The organism is Methylobacterium guangdongense (assembly GCF_038442355.1).
Lineage (GTDB): Bacteria > Pseudomonadota > Alphaproteobacteria > Rhizobiales > Beijerinckiaceae > Methylobacterium > Methylobacterium guangdongense.
In genome coordinates this window covers 223,581-241,444 of sequence record NZ_JBBXMX010000004.1, presented here as the reverse complement: position 1 = coordinate 241,444, position 17,864 = coordinate 223,581, and the positions used below count along the sequence as shown (strand labels likewise).

23 protein-coding genes are annotated in these 17,864 nt (G+C 70.9%); 10 read left to right on the top strand and 13 right to left on the bottom strand.

The window, feature by feature from the left end:
- Window positions 1-6: 6 nt before the first annotated feature.
- Window positions 7-378, bottom strand: a complete 372-nt coding sequence (gene flaF, locus AAHG09_RS10975; protein WP_342107133.1) for a flagellar biosynthesis regulator FlaF — start codon at window positions 376-378, stop codon at window positions 7-9.
- A gap of 167 nt (window positions 379-545) precedes the next feature.
- Here flaF and AAHG09_RS10970 point away from each other — a divergent pair, with 167 nt between their 5' ends.
- Window positions 546-791 carry a hypothetical protein gene (locus AAHG09_RS10970; RefSeq protein WP_342107132.1) on the top strand — a complete coding sequence of 82 codons (246 nt, stop codon included), beginning with the start codon at window positions 546-548 and terminating at the stop codon, window positions 789-791.
- Here the strand turns inward: AAHG09_RS10970 and AAHG09_RS10965 are convergent, their stop codons facing one another.
- From AAHG09_RS10965 to AAHG09_RS10955, 3 genes are all read right to left on the bottom strand, one after another.
- Window positions 792-929 carry a hypothetical protein gene (locus AAHG09_RS10965; RefSeq protein WP_342107131.1) on the bottom strand — a complete coding sequence of 46 codons (138 nt, stop codon included), beginning with the start codon at window positions 927-929 and terminating at the stop codon, window positions 792-794.
- Window positions 930-1,017: 88 nt separating this feature from the next.
- The gene (locus AAHG09_RS10960) at window positions 1,018-1,341 is read right to left on the bottom strand and encodes a hypothetical protein (protein WP_342107130.1); all 324 of its coding nucleotides are present in this window, start codon (window positions 1,339-1,341) and stop codon (window positions 1,018-1,020) included.
- Window positions 1,342-1,468: 127 nt separating this feature from the next.
- Window positions 1,469-1,978 carry a metallophosphoesterase gene (locus tag AAHG09_RS10955; RefSeq protein ID WP_342107129.1) on the bottom strand — a complete coding sequence of 170 codons (510 nt, stop codon included), beginning with the start codon at window positions 1,976-1,978 and terminating at the stop codon, window positions 1,469-1,471.
- Between the two features lie 178 nt (window positions 1,979-2,156).
- On the opposite strand from AAHG09_RS10955, the gene AAHG09_RS10950 reads away from it, so the two are divergent.
- From AAHG09_RS10950 to AAHG09_RS10930, 5 genes are all read left to right on the top strand, one after another.
- Window positions 2,157-2,876: a cytochrome c biogenesis CcdA family protein gene (locus AAHG09_RS10950; protein ID WP_342107128.1), complete on the top strand. Its 720-nt coding sequence runs from the start codon at window positions 2,157-2,159 to the stop codon at window positions 2,874-2,876.
- 325 nt (window positions 2,877-3,201) lie between these two features.
- Window positions 3,202-5,088 (top strand): glycosyltransferase, encoded by a 1,887-nt coding sequence (locus AAHG09_RS10945; RefSeq protein WP_342107126.1) that lies wholly within the window; start codon window positions 3,202-3,204, stop codon window positions 5,086-5,088.
- On the top strand, window positions 5,085-6,209 hold the full coding sequence (locus AAHG09_RS10940) for a glycosyltransferase (RefSeq protein WP_342107125.1): 1,125 nt from the start codon (window positions 5,085-5,087) through the stop codon (window positions 6,207-6,209). Before AAHG09_RS10945 ends, AAHG09_RS10940 begins: the two co-directional genes overlap by 4 nt.
- Before the next feature lie 263 nt (window positions 6,210-6,472).
- Window positions 6,473-7,948 (top strand): GumC family protein, encoded by a 1,476-nt coding sequence (locus AAHG09_RS10935; RefSeq protein ID WP_342107124.1) that lies wholly within the window; start codon window positions 6,473-6,475, stop codon window positions 7,946-7,948.
- On the top strand, window positions 7,941-8,804 hold the full coding sequence (locus AAHG09_RS10930) for a WecB/TagA/CpsF family glycosyltransferase (RefSeq protein ID WP_342107123.1): 864 nt from the start codon (window positions 7,941-7,943) through the stop codon (window positions 8,802-8,804). The genes AAHG09_RS10935 and AAHG09_RS10930 overlap by 8 nt, the downstream gene beginning before the upstream one ends.
- Before the next feature lie 120 nt (window positions 8,805-8,924).
- Here AAHG09_RS10930 and AAHG09_RS10925 read toward each other — a convergent pair whose 3' ends face one another.
- The 5 genes from AAHG09_RS10925 to AAHG09_RS10905 all read right to left on the bottom strand — a co-directional run bounded on the left by AAHG09_RS10925 (window position 8,925) and on the right by AAHG09_RS10905 (window position 12,701).
- Window positions 8,925-9,488: an NUDIX hydrolase gene (locus AAHG09_RS10925; RefSeq protein WP_342107122.1), complete on the bottom strand. Its 564-nt coding sequence runs from the start codon at window positions 9,486-9,488 to the stop codon at window positions 8,925-8,927.
- Window positions 9,489-9,527: 39 nt separating this feature from the next.
- Complete coding sequence (locus AAHG09_RS10920; protein WP_342107121.1) at window positions 9,528-9,776, bottom strand: sulfurtransferase TusA family protein; 249 nt, start codon at window positions 9,774-9,776, stop codon at window positions 9,528-9,530.
- A 61-nt stretch (window positions 9,777-9,837) separates the two neighbouring features.
- On the bottom strand, window positions 9,838-10,146 hold the full coding sequence (locus AAHG09_RS10915; protein WP_342107120.1) for a hypothetical protein: 309 nt from the start codon (window positions 10,144-10,146) through the stop codon (window positions 9,838-9,840).
- A 140-nt stretch (window positions 10,147-10,286) separates the two neighbouring features.
- Window positions 10,287-11,654 (bottom strand): glutamate--cysteine ligase, encoded by a 1,368-nt coding sequence (locus AAHG09_RS10910; RefSeq protein ID WP_342107119.1) that lies wholly within the window; start codon window positions 11,652-11,654, stop codon window positions 10,287-10,289.
- A 294-nt stretch (window positions 11,655-11,948) separates the two neighbouring features.
- On the bottom strand, window positions 11,949-12,701 hold the full coding sequence (locus tag AAHG09_RS10905) for a 16S rRNA (uracil(1498)-N(3))-methyltransferase (RefSeq protein WP_342107117.1): 753 nt from the start codon (window positions 12,699-12,701) through the stop codon (window positions 11,949-11,951).
- Window positions 12,702-12,921: 220 nt separating this feature from the next.
- Between AAHG09_RS10905 and AAHG09_RS10900 the strand changes: the two genes are divergently transcribed.
- Window positions 12,922-13,401, top strand: a complete 480-nt coding sequence (locus tag AAHG09_RS10900; protein ID WP_342107115.1) for a hypothetical protein — start codon at window positions 12,922-12,924, stop codon at window positions 13,399-13,401.
- 141 nt (window positions 13,402-13,542) lie between these two features.
- The gene (gene ubiA / locus AAHG09_RS10895; protein WP_342107114.1) at window positions 13,543-14,505 is read left to right on the top strand and encodes a 4-hydroxybenzoate octaprenyltransferase; all 963 of its coding nucleotides are present in this window, start codon (window positions 13,543-13,545) and stop codon (window positions 14,503-14,505) included.
- 13 nt (window positions 14,506-14,518) lie between these two features.
- Here ubiA and AAHG09_RS10890 read toward each other — a convergent pair whose 3' ends face one another.
- Window positions 14,519-14,974, bottom strand: coding sequence for a DUF6101 family protein (locus AAHG09_RS10890; RefSeq protein WP_342107113.1), 456 nt, complete (start codon window positions 14,972-14,974; stop codon window positions 14,519-14,521).
- Window positions 14,975-15,378: 404 nt separating this feature from the next.
- Here AAHG09_RS10890 and AAHG09_RS10885 point away from each other — a divergent pair, with 404 nt between their 5' ends.
- Window positions 15,379-16,194: an inositol monophosphatase family protein gene (locus AAHG09_RS10885; protein ID WP_342107112.1), complete on the top strand. Its 816-nt coding sequence runs from the start codon at window positions 15,379-15,381 to the stop codon at window positions 16,192-16,194.
- Between the two features lie 15 nt (window positions 16,195-16,209).
- Here the strand turns inward: AAHG09_RS10885 and AAHG09_RS10880 are convergent, their stop codons facing one another.
- Together AAHG09_RS10880 and AAHG09_RS10875 are read right to left on the bottom strand one after the other, a co-directional pair.
- Window positions 16,210-16,446: an AsnC family transcriptional regulator gene (locus AAHG09_RS10880; protein WP_342107111.1), complete on the bottom strand. Its 237-nt coding sequence runs from the start codon at window positions 16,444-16,446 to the stop codon at window positions 16,210-16,212.
- Window positions 16,447-16,677: 231 nt separating this feature from the next.
- The gene (locus AAHG09_RS10875) at window positions 16,678-16,887 is read right to left on the bottom strand and encodes a cold-shock protein (RefSeq protein ID WP_091712733.1); all 210 of its coding nucleotides are present in this window, start codon (window positions 16,885-16,887) and stop codon (window positions 16,678-16,680) included.
- Between the two features lie 317 nt (window positions 16,888-17,204).
- Between AAHG09_RS10875 and AAHG09_RS10870 the strand changes: the two genes are divergently transcribed.
- On the top strand, window positions 17,205-17,594 hold the full coding sequence (locus AAHG09_RS10870) for a hypothetical protein (RefSeq protein WP_091712734.1): 390 nt from the start codon (window positions 17,205-17,207) through the stop codon (window positions 17,592-17,594).
- Between the two features lie 9 nt (window positions 17,595-17,603).
- Here AAHG09_RS10870 and AAHG09_RS10865 read toward each other — a convergent pair whose 3' ends face one another.
- A complete protein-coding gene (locus tag AAHG09_RS10865) occupies window positions 17,604-17,807 on the bottom strand; it encodes a hypothetical protein (RefSeq protein WP_091712736.1) in 204 nt (67 codons plus the stop codon).
- Window positions 17,808-17,864 lie beyond the last annotated feature (57 nt).

Sequence of the window (17,864 nt, the reverse complement as noted above, 5' to 3'; positions counted from 1 at the left end):
ATAGGGTCAGCCCGGATTGCCCTGGAGGCCGGCCGCGACGTGGTTGTTGATCGAGACGAGCGTGGCGATCTTCTCCGCCGTCGGCGCGATCATCGTGTCGAGGCAGCTGGTCAGCACGAACGCCCCGAGGCGCCCGACGCCCTGCTTCACGTCGACCGGAAGCGGGTTCTGATCCGCGGTAGCCTCCGAGCTCAGCAGGGTCCAGACGCGCTGGTTGTACGACAGCGCCTCGTTCAGGCGCCCGATCTCTCCGGCGGCGAGGGCCTGACTGGCACCGATCAGGCGTTGCGCGGCCTTCAAAAGAAGCTGTGATTCAGCTTCGCGAGGCGTCAGCGCGCTGTGGGCGGTTCTGGCGTAAGCATTGGCGGCGGTGTTCATCGGCGGTGCGGACCCCGGCATCAGTCCTGCCGGCAGGGCAGGCTTGCCATAGCTGTCGCAGATCAGGAGTTAAGACTGCGTGTGCGTCGGGTCGGCCATGATAACGCCGGGTTGGACAACGACCACGCGGTATGGCCTCACAGGCCAGCCCCCGGATCGCGTCGACGATGTTGAATTTCTTTCTCGGAACCGTGGCCGGCGGTCTCATCGCCGCCGTCCTCACCATCGCGGCGGCGCGACAACCGGAGGTTCAGGCGCGCCTGGGTCTGAAGCCGGTCTTACCGCCGATGGCTCTGGCCGCGACGCCTAAGGCGCCGGAGCCGGATTGCGGCCGCCGCCAGGAGGCTGCTCCGAAGGGGGCGGCTCAGGACATCCTGTTCAACCGCCAACGATTCTGGTCGGTCGCGCCGTGATCAGAGCGCGCCGATCAGCACCAGGAGCATCGTCGTCGCGACGGTGGTGCTGACGAAGCCGCACAGCGCGGCAGCGAAGGACGGGCTGGTCCGGACGGCGGCGGGCTGGATCTCGGTCGACAGGGTCGCAGGGGTCATCGGCGTAAAACCTTGAGAGCGACGTGCGTCGCGCATGACGGGACGTTGCTGCGAGAGCCGGCAGCTCGAAGTGCGCGGGCGCACCCGGTCAGTCGCAGCGGTTGATTTTCTTGGCGATCCGCAGGCCGCGCAGCTCGCTCCGCAGGTCGATCGCCAGAACACCCTCGCCGCATCGTTCAAATGCGTCGCGGGCGTCGTCGTAGCGATCTCCGACTTCATCGAGCGTGTCGCAGACACGGTCGTGGTTGCCGAGCCGCGCCTCCTGGCGTGCCTGGAAGCGCAGGGCATTGGCCTCATCGACCTTGCGCTGAGCCTCGAGGCAGGCCGGCAGGGCCAGCGCCGAGGAGGTCAGTGCGAGGCCGGCCAGCGGGCCGGCGAGGCAGCGAAGAAGAGTAGCCGAACTGGCTCTCACGGTTACACTCACGCACACGGTTGATGGACAGGCCGAACGGGCACTGCCGGGTTTCCCGGGGCAGCGCATGACCACCCCTTCTCTGTGGGCAAAAACGGTGAAGCTGTGGTGAAGGTTCCGGCCGAAATCAGCGCTTCCCCCGCAGGCGGGAGGTGAGGATTGCGGGGAGTGCCACCGGCGCCGGTCCCATCGGATCGACGCCGACATCGTATTGCTTGGGCATCGGCTTGAGCTTGCCGTGGCTATGGCCGTGGAGATTGAGGGCGCCCTTGCTCATCCCGTTCCACGTGCGGAACGCATAGTGGCAGAGCACCACCATCCGGCCCTCGACGGCGAATTCCGCGTAGTGGCGCACGGAGGCCCAGCCGGGCGCCGCGAGGGTGTCGGGCCCGTCGTTGTTGCCGACGATCAGGTGCTTCTCGCCGTTGAGACCCACGAGGATCTCGCGAATCCGCGCGCCGCTCGGGCCGAGGGCGAAGTCGCCGAGGTGCCAGACGGTGTCGCCGGGCGCCACCGTCGCGTTCCAGGCCGCGATCAGGCCGGCATCATGGGCGTCGAGGTCGGGATACGGCCTGTGGTCGAAGCGCAGGGCCCGCGCATCGCCGAAATGCGTGTCGCCCGTGAAGAAGGTGGTCACCGTTCGGCTCCGCGTGAGGCCCGGTGCTTGCCGGCGCCGATGGGCGCCGAAGCGCCGAGGAGGCGACGAGGTTCCCACGAAGCCGTAACGTGGGGGCCCGTTGACGCCGCATCCGGCGGCGACGAAGCCTGCCGACAACGCGCAAAGCGAAGACCGATATCGCGGGAGGTCGCTGACGATGCTCGGAACGATGGCTTTCGCGTTCCTGGCCGGGCTGCTGTCGGTGCTGTCGCCCTGCGTGCTGCCCCTGGTGCCGATCGTCCTCGGGACGGCGGCGGCCGAGCACCGGCTCGGACCGCTGGCCCTCGCGGCGGGGCTGGCGATCTCCTTCACGATGATCGGCCTGTTCGTGGCGACCGTGGGCTTCGCCATCGGGCTCGACGGGGACGTCTTCCGCTCGGCCGGGGCGGTGCTGATGGTCGCCGTGGGGATCGTGCTGATGCTGCCGCGGCTGCAGGCCCGGGTCGCGACGGCCGCGGGTCCGGTCGGCGCCTGGGCCGAGGAACGCTTCGGCGGGGTCGGGGCGGGCGGGCTCTCCGGCCAGTTCGCCGTGGGCCTGCTGCTCGGCGCCGCCTGGAGCCCCTGCGTCGGCCCGACCCTCGGCGCCGCCTCGCTGATGGCGGCCCGCGGCGAGCACCTCGGGAGCGTCGCCCTGACGATGCTGGCCTTCGGGATCGGCGCGGCCCTGCCGCTGATGCTGCTGGGCTTCGCCTCGCGGGAGGCGTTGATGCGCTGGCGCGGCGGGCTCGCGGCGGCCGGCCGGACCGCGAAGGCGGGCCTGGGCGCTCTCCTCGTCGCGCTCGGCCTGCTGGTGCTGAGCGGGCTCGACAAGCGCGCAGAGGCCGTCATCGTGGCGGCCTCGCCGGATTGGCTGAACGCGATCACGACGCGCTTCTGACGGGGTTTTCGCGGCCCCAGGGTACGGGGATAGCCCTGCGTCATCGTCCCTGTGGCCATGACTCATCCCGCTCACGGACGGCCCGGTGGATCAGAGGCCGGACCCGCATCGATTCGCGTGGACGACTGACGACGTACGAAGCTCGTCCGAGGCTGGCAGCGGGCCTCCGGTCGACCCAAGAGAGGCAATCTTCAACATTGGTCTCCAGGGTGAGGCCGAATACGAGTTCAGCCCTGCCACCCGCGACGCCTTGACCGATACCTCCGCCCCATCACCGCCCGCCCACGGCGTCGCCGGTTGGCCGTACGGACCGGCCGTTCGCGGCTTGGCCCGGCCCCCGTCCCTGCCCAACGGACGGCTCTGGCCCCGGATCCGCGTCGTCACCGTGATCCGGTCCGGAGCGGCGCTCGGCGAGACCATCGCCTCGGTGCTGCGCCAGGATTATCCCGAACTCCGGCACGATCTGGTCGCGCCCGGCGACGCCCGGTCGGCCGTCGCGCGGATCCTGGCCGATCCGGGCGTCCCGCACCTGCTGTGGCTCGAGGCCGGCGATCTGCTCGCCCCCGGGGCGCTCATCGCCCTGGCACTGGAGGCGGCGCTGACGGGGGCGACCGCGGTGGCGGGCCTGCGCGTCCTGTTCGACACGGCGGTTCACGGCCTCGACAGCACGGCCGTCGCGGAGCGATCGAGCGGCGGTGTGCTCTGGACGCCAGACCGCTTCGCGTCGGAAATCCCGCTCGATCCCGAAGGCCGGCTCGACGCCACCGCGGCGTGGTCGGCCATCCCGGAGGACGCCCGCCGGACCATCGGCCGCCCGGTGCTGCTGCACAGGGTTGGGACAGTCCCGGCGCGGTCGGACAGCCTGTCCATCGTGTCGCTCACCGGGACCGGTACACAGGGCGGGGCCGGCGTGGCGCAGCGGCGGCTGGCCGATGCGCTCGCGCTGGCCGGTCATCGGCTGACCGAACTCGTCCTGAGCGACCGCCCCGAGGCGGCCGAGTGGACCGACGCCTTTCCCGAGGCCGAGGCGGCGGTCGCGGCGGCCGCGCCCGACCTCGTCCTCGCCGGCAACCTGCACGGCGCGACCCGCAGCCTCGACGTGGTGGACCGCCTGCGGCGCCGCCATCCAGTCGCCCTCGTGCTGCACGATCTGTTTCCGCTGACCGGCCGGTGCTGCCACCCCCGGGATTGCGGCCGCGCCTTGATCGGCTGCGACGCCGCCTGTCCGGGGCCGGACGAGTATCCGCAGCTCGCACCCCGCCGGATCGCCGGCATGCATGCCGGCAAGCGCGCGGTCCTGGCCGGCCCCGCCGGCCCGTGGCTGCTTGCCAATTCCGATTGGACGCTGGCGCGCGCCCGGGAACTCGCGCCCCCGGAAGCCGTCGCGGAACCGATCCGCCTCGCCTTCCCGACCGCCGTGTTCCGGCCGAACGATCGCGCGGGGCTGCGGCGCCGGCTCGGCCTGCCGGCGGACGACGTGCTGATCCTGATCTCATCGGTGATCGTCGACGGCCCCGACAAGGGCTTCGACGACCTGCGCGCCGCTCTCCAGGAGGTGGCGCGTCCGGAGGTGGGCGTCGTGGCGATCGGCCGGCTCGACGATCCGGCGCGGCTCGGCCTCGCCAACCTGTACGCGCCGGGGCTGATCGCCGACGAGGACACGCTGGCCGCGTGGTACGGCGCCTGCGATCTCCACGTCACCGCGAGCCGCCACGAGACCCTCGGGCAGACGCCGATCGAGGCCGGCCTGTGCGGCGTGCCGACCCTGGCCTACCGCACCTCCGGGCTGACCTCCGCGGTGATCGACGGCGTGTCGGGCCGCCTCGTACCGGTGAAGCCCGGCGCCCTTGCCGAAGCCCTGGCGGCGCTGGTGGACGATCCGTCGGCGCGCGCCCGGCTCGGCGCCTTCGCGCGGATCGCCCTGGAGAGCCGCTACAGCCCGGCCGCCGCCGTCCTGTCGCTGGAGGGCGTCTTCCGGCGTCACGGGCTCAGGGACCCGAATGCGCGGCCGCGCTTTGCTCCCGCCATGCTCGGCCATTTCCCCTTCGCGGCCATGCGCCAGGCGGGCGCGGTCGGGACCGTGCCGGCGGTCTCGCGGCCCCTCGTGCGGCGGCTGCGCCGGGCCAAGCAGATGGTCCTCGGGCGCCGGATGCCCCTCCTCGTGCGCCGCTGCCTCTATCTGGCGGGACGCCTGCGCCGGAGCCTGCCGTGACACCGCAACCCGACGCACCGGCCGGACGGGTCCGGCGAATCTATCTCGACCAGACTCATCTGCGCGGGCACGTCACCGGGATCGAGCGGGTCACCCTCGACCTGTTCGCCCCCGAGACGCTTGCGCCGCACGCGGTCCGGCCGGTCACCAGCGGATCGCTGCCCGGCATGATCGCGGCGCAGCACATCGCCCTGCCCCTGCACGCGCTGCGCGACCGGACCGCGCTCTTCCTGTTCCCGGGCTTCCCGCCGAGCCCGCTCTGCGCGCTCGCGGCCGAGCGCTGCCTGCTCTACGTGCACGACACCTTCCTCCTGACCCGGCCGGAGGATCTCAGCCTGCGCAGCCGGCTCTACATGAGCCCGAGCTTCGCCCTCGCCCTGCGCTGGTGCCCGAACCTGTTCGTCAACAGCCGGACCACGGGCGAGGCCGTGCGCGCCGTCTGCGCGGATCGGGCCCGGGTCGCGCTGCTGCGGCCGCCCGTGCGCGACGCGTTCGGCCTCGGCGACCTGCCGGGGTCGGCGCCCTACGGGCCGGGCGCCACGCTGCGCCTGCTCGCAATCGGGACCATCGAGCCGCGCAAGAACTATCCGGCCGCCCTCGCGCTGACGGCGGCGCTGATCCGGGCCGGCGTGCCGGCGGAACTCCACCTCGTGGGCCGGGTCGGCTGGGGCCGGCACGCCTTCCTGGACGATCCTCCGCCCTTCCTGCACCGGCACGGCTACCTGTCGGACGCGGAGCTGCGCGGCCTCGCGGGATCGTGCCACCTCCTGCTCTCGACCTCGAAGGCGGAGGGCCTCGGCCTGCCGCTGCTGGAGGTCCAGCACGGCGGCCTGCCGGTCGTGGCACCCGACGAGGCCGTGTTCCGCGAGGTGCTGGGCCGGTCCGCCCTGCTGATCCGCCCGGAGGCGCCGGATACCGCCGCACGCACATTGATGGACTGGCTCGCCGGGGACGGCCTCGCCCGCGCGGCAGAGGCCAGCCGGGAGAACGTGCGGCGCTGGAACGCCGCCGCAGCCGAGGATCGCGGACGCTTCCACCGTTTCCTCGCCGGTGATCCCACGGCCTACGACGCCGCGGATTCCAGTGTCGCAGCGCCGGGCGCCCAGGATCCGCATACGTAGTCTCCGGCGGTACGGCGGCTTTTCTCGCCTTAAAGGCGTGTCACTTCATCGTGTCTGTAGAAACGTGATCTGCAGCCCTTCAGTCGTGTCCGCCGGATCAAGACGAGAGTACTTTACCGGTACGCCGTTTGCTGACGTATCATCCAAGGCACTGCCCTCGGCGTAGTCCTGTCCCGAATCGGCACGAAGCTGACCGGAACGGAAACAGGACGACGGGGACGGTGGACGATCTGTCCGTCCCAACAGGTCAGGGAGCGAGGCGTATGTTCGACTTCTCGACACGAATAAGCGGTGAGCAACCCGTCCGGATTGTGCTTCCGGAGGTCACGCCCCGCACCGACCCGAAGGTGATGCTGCGCCGTCTCTGGCGCGGCCGCAGTTTCATCGTGCTGAGCGCCCTGTTCATGGTCGCGGTCGCGGTGGCGCTGCTCGGCCTGATCCCGCCGCGCTACACCTCCGGCATCCAGATCCTGGTCGATCCGAGCGACCTGCGCGTCGTCGAGAACGACGTGAATGCCCGCCAGCCCCAGGCCGATAGCGGCGTCTCGATCGCCGAAAGCCAAGTGCGGGTGATCCAGTCCGACAACGTCCTGCGGCGGGTGATCGCCAAGCTTCACCTCGACCAGGACGATGAGTTCGTGCTGCCGGACGGCAACAACGCGACGCTCACCTGGATCAAGGGCGCGCTCGGCATGCTGCCCCCGCCCGCGAGCCGCAACCCGGTCAACATCGCCCTCGACACGCTCCAGAACCGGCTCAGCGTCCGCCGGGCCGAGCGGACCTTCGTGATCGACGTCTCGGTCCAGTCTGGCGACCCCGAGAAGGCCGCGCAGATCGCCAATGCGATCGGCGATGCCTACTTCGCCGAGGAGGCCGCCGCCCGGACCGACACCGCCCGCCGCGCCTCGGATGCCCTGGCGGGCCGCCTCGCCAGCCTCAAGCGGGACGTCGAGCAGGCCGAGGACGCGGTGGTGCGCTACCGCGAAGACCACAAGCTCGTGGCTTCGAGCGGGCGCCTGCTTTCAGACCAGCAGCTCGGCGACCTGAACCAGCAGCTCGTCACCGCCTCGATCAAGACCGCCGAGGCGAAGTCGCGGCTCGATCAGGCGCGCAAGATGCGCTCCTCGGACCCGAGCACCGCCCTGCCCGAGATGCTGCAGTCGCTGGAGATGCAGGCGCTGCGCCAGCAATACGCCACGCTCTCCCGCAACACCGCCGAGCTTGCCACCCGGCTCGGCGAGCGCCACCCGGCCATGGCCGAGCAATATGCCCAGCAGCGCGATCTGCAGCGCCTGATCCAGCGCGAGAAAGAGCGGATCATCGACACGACCCAGAAGGACTACGATCGGGCCGCCGCCAGCGAAGCCGCGATCCGGTCCGGCCTCGATCGGGCCAAGACCGAGACCGTCTCCAGCGACCGGGCCTATGTCGGCCTGCGTGAGCTGGAGCGGACGCTCGATGCCCGCCGGGGGGTCTACGAGGCGTATCTGAAGCGTGCCCGCGAGGCGAGCGAGCAGGAGCGGCTCAACACGACCAACGTGCGGATCATCTCGGTGGCCACGCCGGCCCGCCAGCGGACCTTCCCGCCGTCGCCGAAGATCGTCCTGCCGCTGGCCCTGGTGCTCGGCCTGCTCATGGGCGGCGGCATCGCGTTGGCGCTCGGCGCCGACAGCGACCGGCGCCGGTCGCAGCGCACCGCCCCGCGTCCCGCCGCAAGCTTCCGAGCCGCCGATGCGTGACCTCGGGCGGATCGGACTCGACCTGGAAGCGACCGATACGCTTCCCCGGGAGGTGCGCGCCGTACGGTTGCCCGCCTCCCTGCTCCCCGGCTCGGCCCTACCGGGCGCGTCGGTCGAGCTGTTCGGCCTGCGCTTCCAGACCAGCAGTGCCGAATCGATCGTGGCCGCGGTGGCGGCCCGGCGTGACGACGGCCCCCGGATGATCGTGACGGCCAATGTCGATCACATCGTCCAGCTCAACGCGGATCCGGCCTTCCGGAGCGCCTACAGCCGGGCCGCCGCGCGGACCCTCGACGGGATGCCGCTGGTGTGGCTGGCGCGGGCGGCGTGCCGGCGTCCGGTCCACCGGGTGACCGGCCACGACCTCCTGGGCTGCGTGCTGGCCGACCCGCCGCCCTTCGCCCGGCGGATCTTCCTGGTCTCGGCGCGCCAGGATGCGGCGGACGCGCTGGCGGCCCGCCTGCGCGCCAAGGGTCTGCCGGAGGGGGCCGTGGCGAGCGCCGTTCCGCCCTTCGGCTTCGAGAGCGACCGGGACTACAGCCGGGACCTCGCGGCGCGGATCCGGGCGCACGGGACGACGCTGCTGGTGATGGGTGTCGGGGCGCCCAAATCGGAGATCTGGATCGACCGGCACCGGTCCGTGCTCGGCAATCCCGTGGTGTTCTGCATCGGCGACGCGCTGAATGTGGCGGCGGGGTACCTGACGCGGGCCCCGGGCCTGATGCAACGCCTGGGGCTCGAATGGATCTTCCGGTTCCTCCAGGCGCCGCGCCGGCTGTTCCGCCGCTACTTCGTCAAGTCGTGGCGCTTCATCGGCATCGCCGCCCGGGGCCGGATCGTGGATCACGGCGGCTAAGAAGCGGCCATCGCTCTGGAGGGCTCGATCGTGGGCCCTCCAAAGCTTCTCCACCCCTCCGTGGCGGGGTCTGCAAGGCGCGGCCGATCCCGCCCGTCGGGGCGGCCACGCTCCAACGGATCAGAACAGGTCCGGCCGCCGCAACTGCAGGGCGTATAGAAGCACCAGCGACTTCATGTCGGTGAGCCGCCCGTCCCAGCCCATGGCGGCGAGGTCCCGCAGCGGGATCTCGTGGACCGCCACGGCCTCACCCTCCGCGGCCAAGCCGCCCCCGGCCCCGGTCCGATCGGCGACGCCGTAGGCGGCCAGGAACAGGTCCATTCGCTCGGTGGAGATTCCCGGCATCGACCAAGCGCTGGCGATGAGGTCCAGTGCGCTGAGGCGCAGGCCCGTCTCCTCCATCGCCTCGCGCCGGGCCTCGTCCTCGGCCGCGCCCTCGTCGAGGAGTCCGGCCGGCACCTCCATGTGGGTCGGCGGACCTTCCGAATAGAGGACGGGCGCCCGGAACTGCGACACCAGCGTGGCGACCCGCCGCTCCGGATCGTAGGGGAGGACTGCGACCGCCCGGCCGTGATCCTCGATCTCCCGCGTCATGCGGGTTCCGTCCTCCGGAATGACTTCGGCCACGAGAAAGCGTGCCCAGCCGTCGTGCACGAGGCGCACGCCCCCGATCCGTGGTGCCATGCCGGTCCCATCCCACCCCTGGAAGCCGTGACGGATCGTTCACGAATGCGGCGGCTTCGCGGAGGGCACGATGCGGAAGCGCAGGTGCTCGCCCTGCCGCTCCGCCGCATCCAGGCGCGCGCCCTCCTCGCGGACGAGGTTCGGGATGTCGATCATTGCCAGCGGATCGGTGCAGGTCACCACGAGGATCCGGCCGGCGGCGAGGCGGCGCAGCGCCTTCCGGGTCCGCAGGACCGGCAGCGGACATTTCAGGCCGCTGAGATCGAGGACGACGTCGGTCTCGTCCACCCGGCAAGCTCCTGTCCCGCGCGCAACACCGGCCCCGCGACGATGGCAGGCCGGCCGCCGCTCACCATTCGGGATAGCTGAAGGCCGGGCCGTAATACCAGTCCGGCTCGGACCAGGAATAGCGCGGCCCGTAATACCCGTACTCCATACCGTGCGAGCGGGTCGGCGCGAAGGAATATCCGTACCCGAACGGCACTGGGTACTGGTACTCGCCATAGTAGCTGTAGAGCGGCGGCCGGGTCGGACCGGGCACGCGCCGGCCGGGATCCGACTGCCCGCGAAACGGGGCGGGGTCCGCCGCACGGCTCGCGCCGACGCCAGCAGTCAGGACGGCCGCCCCAGCCAGAACGGCGGCGGTGAAACGGAACATGAAACGCTCTCCTGTGCACCGCGCAGGTGCCTGAGAACGTTCCAATAGCATGATGGGAAAGCGATTCGCGCCGGCGACGCGATCGCGCGATCGGCCTGCCCTCAACCTTGGCTATGAAGGGCGCCCGTCCGCGGATCGCCCTAGAACACGCATTCCAAGAAGGCGGCGCGCACGCAGGCGCCCCACCGGCCTTCGTAATCGGCGAGCAGATCGTCGGCATGGGTCCGACCGGCGGCCACGATCGCTTCGAGGGGTTGCAGGAACACCGTCTCGTCGCGCCCCTCGGCGTCGCGGCGGGCCCGGGCGCGCAGGCCGGACCGGGCGATGGCCAGTGCCTCCGCGGCGACCACGCCGAGGGTCGTGTTCGCCACCGGGGTCGCAAGGCCGAGACGCGGCGCGGTGGCGCGGGCGGCTTCACGGTTGCCGGCGTTCCAGCCCTTTACGAGGTCGAGCGCGGCATCCAGGGCGGCGTCGTCGTAGAGCAGCCCGGCCCAGAAGGCCGCCTGCGCGGCGATCATGCCGGGATCGCCGACATCCGCCCCGCGCATCTCCAGGAAGCGCTTGAGCCGCACTTCCGGAAAGGCCGTGGAGGCGTGGTTGGCCCAATCCGCCACCGTCGCGTACTCGCCCGGCAGTTGCGGCAGCTTTCCGGCCATCAGGTCCCGGAACGAGGCGCCGGACACGTCGTGATAGATGTCCCCGCGCTTGACGAAGTACATCGGCATATCGAGCAGCCAGTCGGCATAGGCCTCGTAGCCGAACCCCGCCTCGAACGCGAAGGGCAGCATGCCGGTGCGGTCCGCGTCGGTGTCGCGCCAGATCTCGGAGCGGCGGGACAGGAACCCGTTCGGCCGGCCGTCGGTGAAGGGGGAATTGGCGAACAAGGCGGTCGCGACCGGCTGGAGCGCCAGGGAGGCGCGCATCTTGCGCACCATGTCGGCCTCGGAGGCGAAATCGAGGTTCACCTGCACGGTCGCGGTGCGCAGCATCATGTCGAGGCCGAGGGACCCGACCTTCGGCATGTAGGAGGCCATGATCCTGTAGCGGCTCTTGGGCATCACCGGGGTCTCGTCCCGGCGCCATTTCGGGCTCATGCCGAGCGTCAGGAAGCCGATGCCCAGGGGATCGGCCACCCGCTTGGTGGCCGCGAGATGGGTCGCAAGTTCCGCCGCGGTGGCATGGACGTCCGGCAGCGCGGCACCGGACAGCTCGAATTGGCCGCCCGGCTCGATCGAAATCGCCCCGCCCTCCTCGGCCGCGAGGCCGATGATGTTGCCCAGGTCGAGGATCGGCTCCCAGCCCGTCTCCCGGGCGAGCCCCTCCAGAAGGGCCTTGATGCCCTGGTCCCCGTCATACGGGACCGGCGCCCGGCTATCCCGGTAGAACGGGATCTTCTCGTGCTCGGTGCCGATGGCGAACCGCGCGCGCGGCTTCTCGCCGGCCGCGAACCATTCGATCAGTTCGGCACGCGTGGTGAGCGGCGTGCTGTCGTTGCTGTCGCGCGCCATGCGCTGCCCGTCCGTGCGTCTGACTTGAGTTTGGGATGCGGGCGCACCGGATTTACCCGGTGGGTCCGTCCAGATCCCCCTCTCGCGAACGGGATCCGGGCGGACGCCCGCCCCCGATCCCCACGAGCCTGCGGCGCAGGCGGCGTCCGTCGACGGACATAGTCGAGGCGTTCGGAACCCACAACGCGGCGGCGTGGACCCAGGCGCGCCAACACGTCTCAACCCAGGAAGCATTCAGCCGCATCGGCGCCCTGATGTGCGCGGGCACACATCTCTACAGGGCCGATCGAATTGTCAGCGCGCGTCGCCGAGCACCGCCTGGACCAGGGCCAGAACGGCGACCGCGGCGGTGTCGGCGCGCAGGATCCGCGGCCCGAGGGAGAGTGCAACCGTATTCGGCCGGGCGCGGATCAGCGCCCGCTCCTCCTCGGAGAATCCACCCTCCGGACCGACCAGCACGGCGAGCGGCGGCGGCGCCGTCGGGTCGGCCGCGCCCGCGAGCGCCCGAACCGGATCGCGCACCGGTGCATCCTCGTCGCAGAATACGACGAGCCGCGCCGGATCGAGACCGGCCAAGGCCTCCGGAAGCCGTGCGGGCTCGGGGCAGTCCGGGATCGCCAGGATCCCGCATTGTTCGGCGGCTTCGATGGTGTTGGCCCGCAACCGGTCCATGTTGACCCGGTCGCCCTGGGTATAGCGCGTGATCACCGGGCGGATCGTGCCCGCGCCCATCTCGACCGCCTTCTGCGCGAGGTAATCCAGGCGCGCGCTCTTCAGCGGGGCGAACAGGTAGTGGAGGTCGGCCGGCGCGGGCTGCGGGCGGGTCTGCGCGGCGACGTGCAGGTCGGCGCCCTTCCGCCCGGTCTGGACCAGATGGGCACGCCACTCGCCGTCGCGGCCGTTGAAGACCAGTACGGGGTCGTCCGGCCCCCGGCGCAGGACGTTCAGGAGATAGTTGGCCTGCGCCCGGTCGAGCGGCAGGCGCACGCCCTCGGTGAGGTCGGCCGCGACGTGGAGGCGCGGGGCGGTGAAATCGTAGGCCGGCATGTCGGCGTGGTCGCAAGGCGCCTCCGGCCTGTCAACGCGCCCGGCATCGGCGGAAGTGTTGCCAAAGGGTTACGGCCGCGGCTTTTCGGCTTTCAACGCACAAGCGTGTTGGAGAGCCGGGATGTCGCTCGATTGACGCCACATTCCTATGGCGAACCCAACACTACGGAATTGGGCCGGCCGCACGCGGATTCGGCAGGGGCGTCGAGGGAGTCGCGGAATGGTGAAGGGGAGCTTGAGCCTGGGAGCCGCGGTGCTGGTCAGCACCGTGTTGTTCGGAACCGCGGCCTCGGCGCAGGGTGCCGCGCCCGAATGCGGCACCATCCAGAAGACCCTGGCCGAGCGCAAGGCGCTGGTCGGCAAGGCCAATGCGGCCTCCCAGACGAAGAAGAAGATGACCCCGCAGGAAGCCTGCGCCCTGTTCGGCAAGCTCCAGGCCAACGGCGCCGAGGGCCTGAAGTGGATCACCGCCAACAAGGAATGGTGCTCGATTCCAGATTCCTTCGCCGAGGGCTTCAAGGCCGACCACCTGAAGGTCAGCGGCATCCGCACCAAGATCTGCAGCGTCGCCGCCCAGGCGACCAAGATGGAGGCCCAGGCCCGCGCCCAGGCTCAGGCTCAGGCGAACGGCCAGGGTGGCGGCCTGCTCGGCGGCCCCGGCCTGACCGGGAGCTTCAAGCTGCCGCAGGGCGCCCTGTAAGCGCATCGCGCCACAGCGATTTTGCGCCGCAACCGATTGCAACGCGATCGGCTGCGGCTCTAAGGGGTTGCGGATCCAGCGCGGATCCTCCCTCCGCCGCGGAGGAAGGACCGACATGCGGGACGACCGGAGACCCGGCCGATGAGCGGGCAGCCCACGGGCGGAACCGTGATCCAGGATCGACGCCCGGCCGATGCGGTGGCGGGCCACTGGGTCGAGCGGATCGCGCCGCGATCCTGGCGCCCCTATCTCCGCCTGGCGCGGATCGACCGGCCGGTGGGCTGGTGGCTGCTCCTGCTCCCGTGCTGGTGGTCGGCGGCCCTGGCGGCGATCGCCGCGGACCAAGCCTTCCCCGATCCCTGGCACTGCCTGCTGTTCCTGATCGGCGCCGTCGCGATGCGCGGGGCGGGCTCGACCTACAACGACATCGCCGACCGCGACCTCGACGCCCAGGTCGAGCGCACCCGGCTGCGCCCCCTTCCCTCGGGACAGATCCGGCCGCGCCACGCCGCCCTGTTCCTCGTGGTCCAGGCCCTGGTGGGGCTGGCGGTGCTGCTGCAGTTCAACGAGCAGGCGATCCTGATCGGGCTCTGCTCCCTGCTGCCGGTGGCGATCTACCCGTTCATGAAGCGCGTCATGCCGCTCCCGCAGGGTGTGCTGGGGCTCGCCTTCGCCTGGGGCGCGCTGATGGGCTGGGCGGCGGTGTTCGCACGCCTCGATGCGGCGCCGCTGCTGCTCTACGCGGGCGCCTGGTTCTGGGTGGTCGGCTACGACACGATCTACGCCGTCCAGGACATCGAGGACGACGAGATGGCCGGGATCCGCTCCTCGGCGCGCCTGTTCGGGCGGCATGTCCGGGGCGCGGTCGGCCTCTGCTACGCGCTCGCGGCCCTGCTGGTGGCGCTGGCGGCGTGGCGGGCCGGGGCGGGACTCGTGGGGTTCCTGGGGGTGGCGGCCTTCGCCGGGCATCTCGCCTGGCAGGTCCTGTCGCTGCGGGAGCGGGACGGGCGCGGAGCGCTGACCCTGTTCCGATCGAACCGCGATGCGGGCCTGATCCTGTTCGTCGGCCTCACGGCGGATGCGCTGGTGCGCAACTTCTCGTAGGTTGCCGCGCCGCTCAGCTGCGGGCGATGATCTCGTTCTCGCCGCGGTGGATCTGAGGCCGGGCCGGAAGCCGGCCGGTCTTGCGCCGGGCCAGGAAGCGCGGGCGGCGTCCGCCGAGCCCGGCATGGCGCCGCCGGATCCGCACGCGGCCGAGGATCAGCCGGCCGATCTGCTCGGTGACCGGCATGAGCATCCCATCCTCCCGGATGATCATCCGCACCAGACCGGCGCGCGCCGCGATGTCGCGCCAGATGGCGACCACATCGTCCTCGTCGTAGCAGCCGAGCCGGTGGAGTTCCCCGCCCTCGGCATCGACCAGGATCAGGCTGAACCGGTCGGCCCCCGCCATCTCGGCCTCCTCGACCGCATAGGCGAGCGCGATCCCGGCGGCGCGACGGGCGCCGGCGACGCGGCCGATCACCGGAAGCGGCGAGGCGGCGAACTCCGTTGGGCCCTCGGCACCCTGCATGCAATGTCCTGCGCGACGTTCGTCCGTGATCGGGGAAGTGTTCATCGGTCCGAGTCCCTGGGGCAAGTGGCAGCCCCTGTCGGGCCGTCCGTCATGCCAAGCAAAATCGCACCCGAACTCCTCCGCACCGCTTAAGAGCCGTCGTTAAGCGAATCTGGACAGGGCTGTCATTTGCGGAATGCTCAATGCTTCCTTGAATGCTCAACATTTCCTTGCGCGGATTGGTCGTTATCGATTGATCAACCAGCGTCCTTGTGGCGATGCGGGCGGCGCCGTACAACGGCAGGATCGGGCGCGCGATCATCCGCGCCCGGCCCTCTCAGCCCGAACGCCCTGCCATCCGCGCGACCGGATGAACGGCGTGCTGGGCTGTCCGAGCCCCCACGGATCCCGCGCGGAGTGCGATGCCCGAGCCCCTCACCGACGACGCCGTATCGGCCCTGATGCCGGAGCTGCGCACCGTCATGCGCGAGGCCGCCGAGATCGCGCAGCCGTTCTTCAAGCTCGGCGGACACACCTCCGCGCGGATCTGGTCGAAGGCCGGCGGCTCGCCCGTCACCGAGGCCGACGTGGCGGTGGACGCCTTTCTGAAGGTTCGCCTGAGCGCGCTCGTCCCGCAGGCGGCCTGGCTGTCCGAGGAGACGGCGGACGATCCGGCCCGCCTCGGCCACGACCTCGTCTGGATCGTCGATCCGATCGACGGCACCCGGGCGTTCCTGTCGGGTCATCCGGATTGGTCGATCGCCGTCGCCCTGCTGGCCGGCGGTGAGCCGCTGATCGGCTTCGTGCATGCGCCGGCGGGGGAGGCGAATTACGAGGCCGTGCGCGGGCGCGGTGCGACCCGGAACGGCACGCCGATCCGGGTGGATGCACGGCAGGATCTGGCGGGCGCCCGCATCACCGGCCCGAAGCCCATGCTCGACCGGCTGACGCGGGGTGCCGGGCCGGCCCCCGACTTCAGCGTGGTCGCCCGGATCCCGTCCCTCGCCCTGCGGCTCTCGCGGGTTGCGGAGGGCAGCGTCGATGTCGGGATGATCTCGGGCCATGCCCGGGATTGGGATCTGGCCGCAGCCGATCTCGTCCTGCGGGAGGCCGGGGGGGTGGTCTGCGACTTCGACGGCGCGGCGACCCCTTATAATCGGGCCGAGCCGGTCCACGGCGAACTGCTCGCGGTGCCGGCGGCCCTGCGCGATCCCGTCCTGGCGGCCTGGGGCCGCTGAGGACGGCGCGGCTCCTCAGGCCGCGCGCACTTCGCGAAGCGTGACCGCGGTGGGCGCGAGCCCGAGGCGGTCGGCGAGATGCCAATGCAGCTCCCGCGAGGAATGGTAGTTGTAGGAGCGGTCGATCAGGTGACTGATGTCGACCCCGTTCTGATCCGCCTGCCTGGCCTCGGCCAGCTTGCCGACCCGGAAGGTCGGGGCGTCGGTCACGGGGGACCGGATGCCGCGGCGGCGTGTGTACTCGACTAACATAAGCGTCTTTTCTTTTCTGGACCGGACGTTGTCTCCGTCCGGCGTCGTTTCTGGGATATTGCCTCCGACGCGATCCGCTCCCGAACGGTATTGCCCGGTTCGATAGCGTCGGAAGGGGGAGCCGCCTCGTGCGGCCGGTTCGCGATCCTCGCCCAGGCTCCCGTCTCGCGGGAGCCCCCCTGTCGCGTCAGGCGCGTCAGGGGAGCGGGGGTCGTCGGACCCGCCGACGGATCAGGCCGCCTGGAGGTTACCCGCAGCGTCCTTGCCGCTGCGCTTGTCGGTCAGGATCTCGTAAGTGACCCGTTGACCTTCGATCAGGTTGCGCATCCCGGCGCGCTCGACGGCCGAGATGTGAACGAACACGTCCTTGCCGCCGTCATCGGGCTGGATGAAGCCGTAGCCCTTGGTCTCGTTGAACCACTTCACAGTGCCGGTATTCACGTAGTGTACCTCGTTCGTCCATAGGCCACCCGCGCGGCGCGAAGGCCGCGTGGTGCACCACGGTCTTTCTGGGTTTGGCCAGTGTGGCGGGGCGCGAGCCGCTGAACCTTGAATGGCGTCAGCCTCGGTGGGTAAGCCCCCCGAGGACGTATTTAAGCGTCCGCTGCGGCCGCAACAAGGCGCTCGGCGCGTATCTTCTGCATCGAAGGCGGGGATGAAGGCGCCACCGCGATCCGCAGCCCCCTGGGATTTCGGGCCTTGACGATGCATATACGGTGTGCGCGCAAGCAGTTACGGCGCGCGGCTCTGGACGATACATGGCAGGCATATCGGTTTCGCTGGACGGCGCGAACATCCAGCTGTCCTTCCAGAAGGACGATCAGGCGACGGCGGTGGTGATGGATGCCCGCGCCGCCCGGGCCCTGGTGCGGGCCGTCGGGCAGCTCCTCACGGCCATCGACGATACCGACGAGCCCGACATGGCGGATGAGATGGGCGACGAGGAGATCGCCATGCTCGACGTGACGTCGTCGGCGATCGAGATCGGCACCGACGAGGAGGGGCAGGCCGTGGTCGCGCTCCAGGCCGGGGCCCTGCCGCCCTTCCAGCTGCGCCTGACCGACGAAGAGGCCCGCCACGTGGTGACGAGCCTCTCCGAGATCCTCAACGCGCCGCGCGACGTACGCACCTCGCACGGCGGCCACTGACCTTTCGGTCTACATCCGGGTGCCGGGATCGGTCGGCGTGCCCGGGAAGATGTCCGGCTCGGAGCCGGGGCCACCCGGCTCGCCGATGCCGGGATCGTTCACCGGATAGGGGGTGCGCGGTCCGGTCGGGCCGATGTCCGGCTCCTCATCGGGGATGGGCGGGGGCGGCGGCAGATCGCCGGGCGTGGGCTCGGGTAGGCCGGGATTGGCCATGTCGCGGCTCCTATCGGTTCGGGATGGGGACCAACGGATCGGGCTCCGGCGGGTTCC

Excerpts from the sequence above, each read along its gene's own strand:
- flaF (WP_342107133.1), bottom strand. The coding sequence starts at position 378 with ATGAACACCGCCGCCAATGCTTACGCCAGAACCGCCCACAGCGCGCTG.
- AAHG09_RS10970 (WP_342107132.1), top strand. The coding sequence starts at position 546 with ATGTTGAATTTCTTTCTCGGAACCGTGGCCGGCGGTCTCATCGCCGCC.
- AAHG09_RS10965 (WP_342107131.1), bottom strand. The coding sequence starts at position 929 with ATGACCCCTGCGACCCTGTCGACCGAGATCCAGCCCGCCGCCGTCCGG.
- AAHG09_RS10950 (WP_342107128.1), top strand. The coding sequence starts at position 2,157 with ATGCTCGGAACGATGGCTTTCGCGTTCCTGGCCGGGCTGCTGTCGGTG.
- AAHG09_RS10935 (WP_342107124.1), top strand. The coding sequence starts at position 6,473 with ATGTTCGACTTCTCGACACGAATAAGCGGTGAGCAACCCGTCCGGATT.
- AAHG09_RS10930 (WP_342107123.1), top strand. The coding sequence starts at position 7,941 with ATGCGTGACCTCGGGCGGATCGGACTCGACCTGGAAGCGACCGATACG.
- AAHG09_RS10925 (WP_342107122.1), bottom strand. The coding sequence starts at position 9,488 with ATGGCACCACGGATCGGGGGCGTGCGCCTCGTGCACGACGGCTGGGCA.
- AAHG09_RS10915 (WP_342107120.1), bottom strand. The coding sequence starts at position 10,146 with ATGTTCCGTTTCACCGCCGCCGTTCTGGCTGGGGCGGCCGTCCTGACT.
- AAHG09_RS10910 (WP_342107119.1), bottom strand. The coding sequence starts at position 11,654 with ATGGCGCGCGACAGCAACGACAGCACGCCGCTCACCACGCGTGCCGAA.
- AAHG09_RS10905 (WP_342107117.1), bottom strand. The coding sequence starts at position 12,701 with ATGCCGGCCTACGATTTCACCGCCCCGCGCCTCCACGTCGCGGCCGAC.
- AAHG09_RS10900 (WP_342107115.1), top strand. The coding sequence starts at position 12,922 with ATGGTGAAGGGGAGCTTGAGCCTGGGAGCCGCGGTGCTGGTCAGCACC.
- ubiA (WP_342107114.1), top strand. The coding sequence starts at position 13,543 with ATGAGCGGGCAGCCCACGGGCGGAACCGTGATCCAGGATCGACGCCCG.
- AAHG09_RS10890 (WP_342107113.1), bottom strand. The coding sequence starts at position 14,974 with ATGCAGGGTGCCGAGGGCCCAACGGAGTTCGCCGCCTCGCCGCTTCCG.
- AAHG09_RS10885 (WP_342107112.1), top strand. The coding sequence starts at position 15,379 with ATGCCCGAGCCCCTCACCGACGACGCCGTATCGGCCCTGATGCCGGAG.
- AAHG09_RS10880 (WP_342107111.1), bottom strand. The coding sequence starts at position 16,446 with ATGTTAGTCGAGTACACACGCCGCCGCGGCATCCGGTCCCCCGTGACC.
- AAHG09_RS10870 (WP_091712734.1), top strand. The coding sequence starts at position 17,205 with ATGGCAGGCATATCGGTTTCGCTGGACGGCGCGAACATCCAGCTGTCC.
- AAHG09_RS10865 (WP_091712736.1), bottom strand. The coding sequence starts at position 17,807 with ATGGCCAATCCCGGCCTACCCGAGCCCACGCCCGGCGATCTGCCGCCG.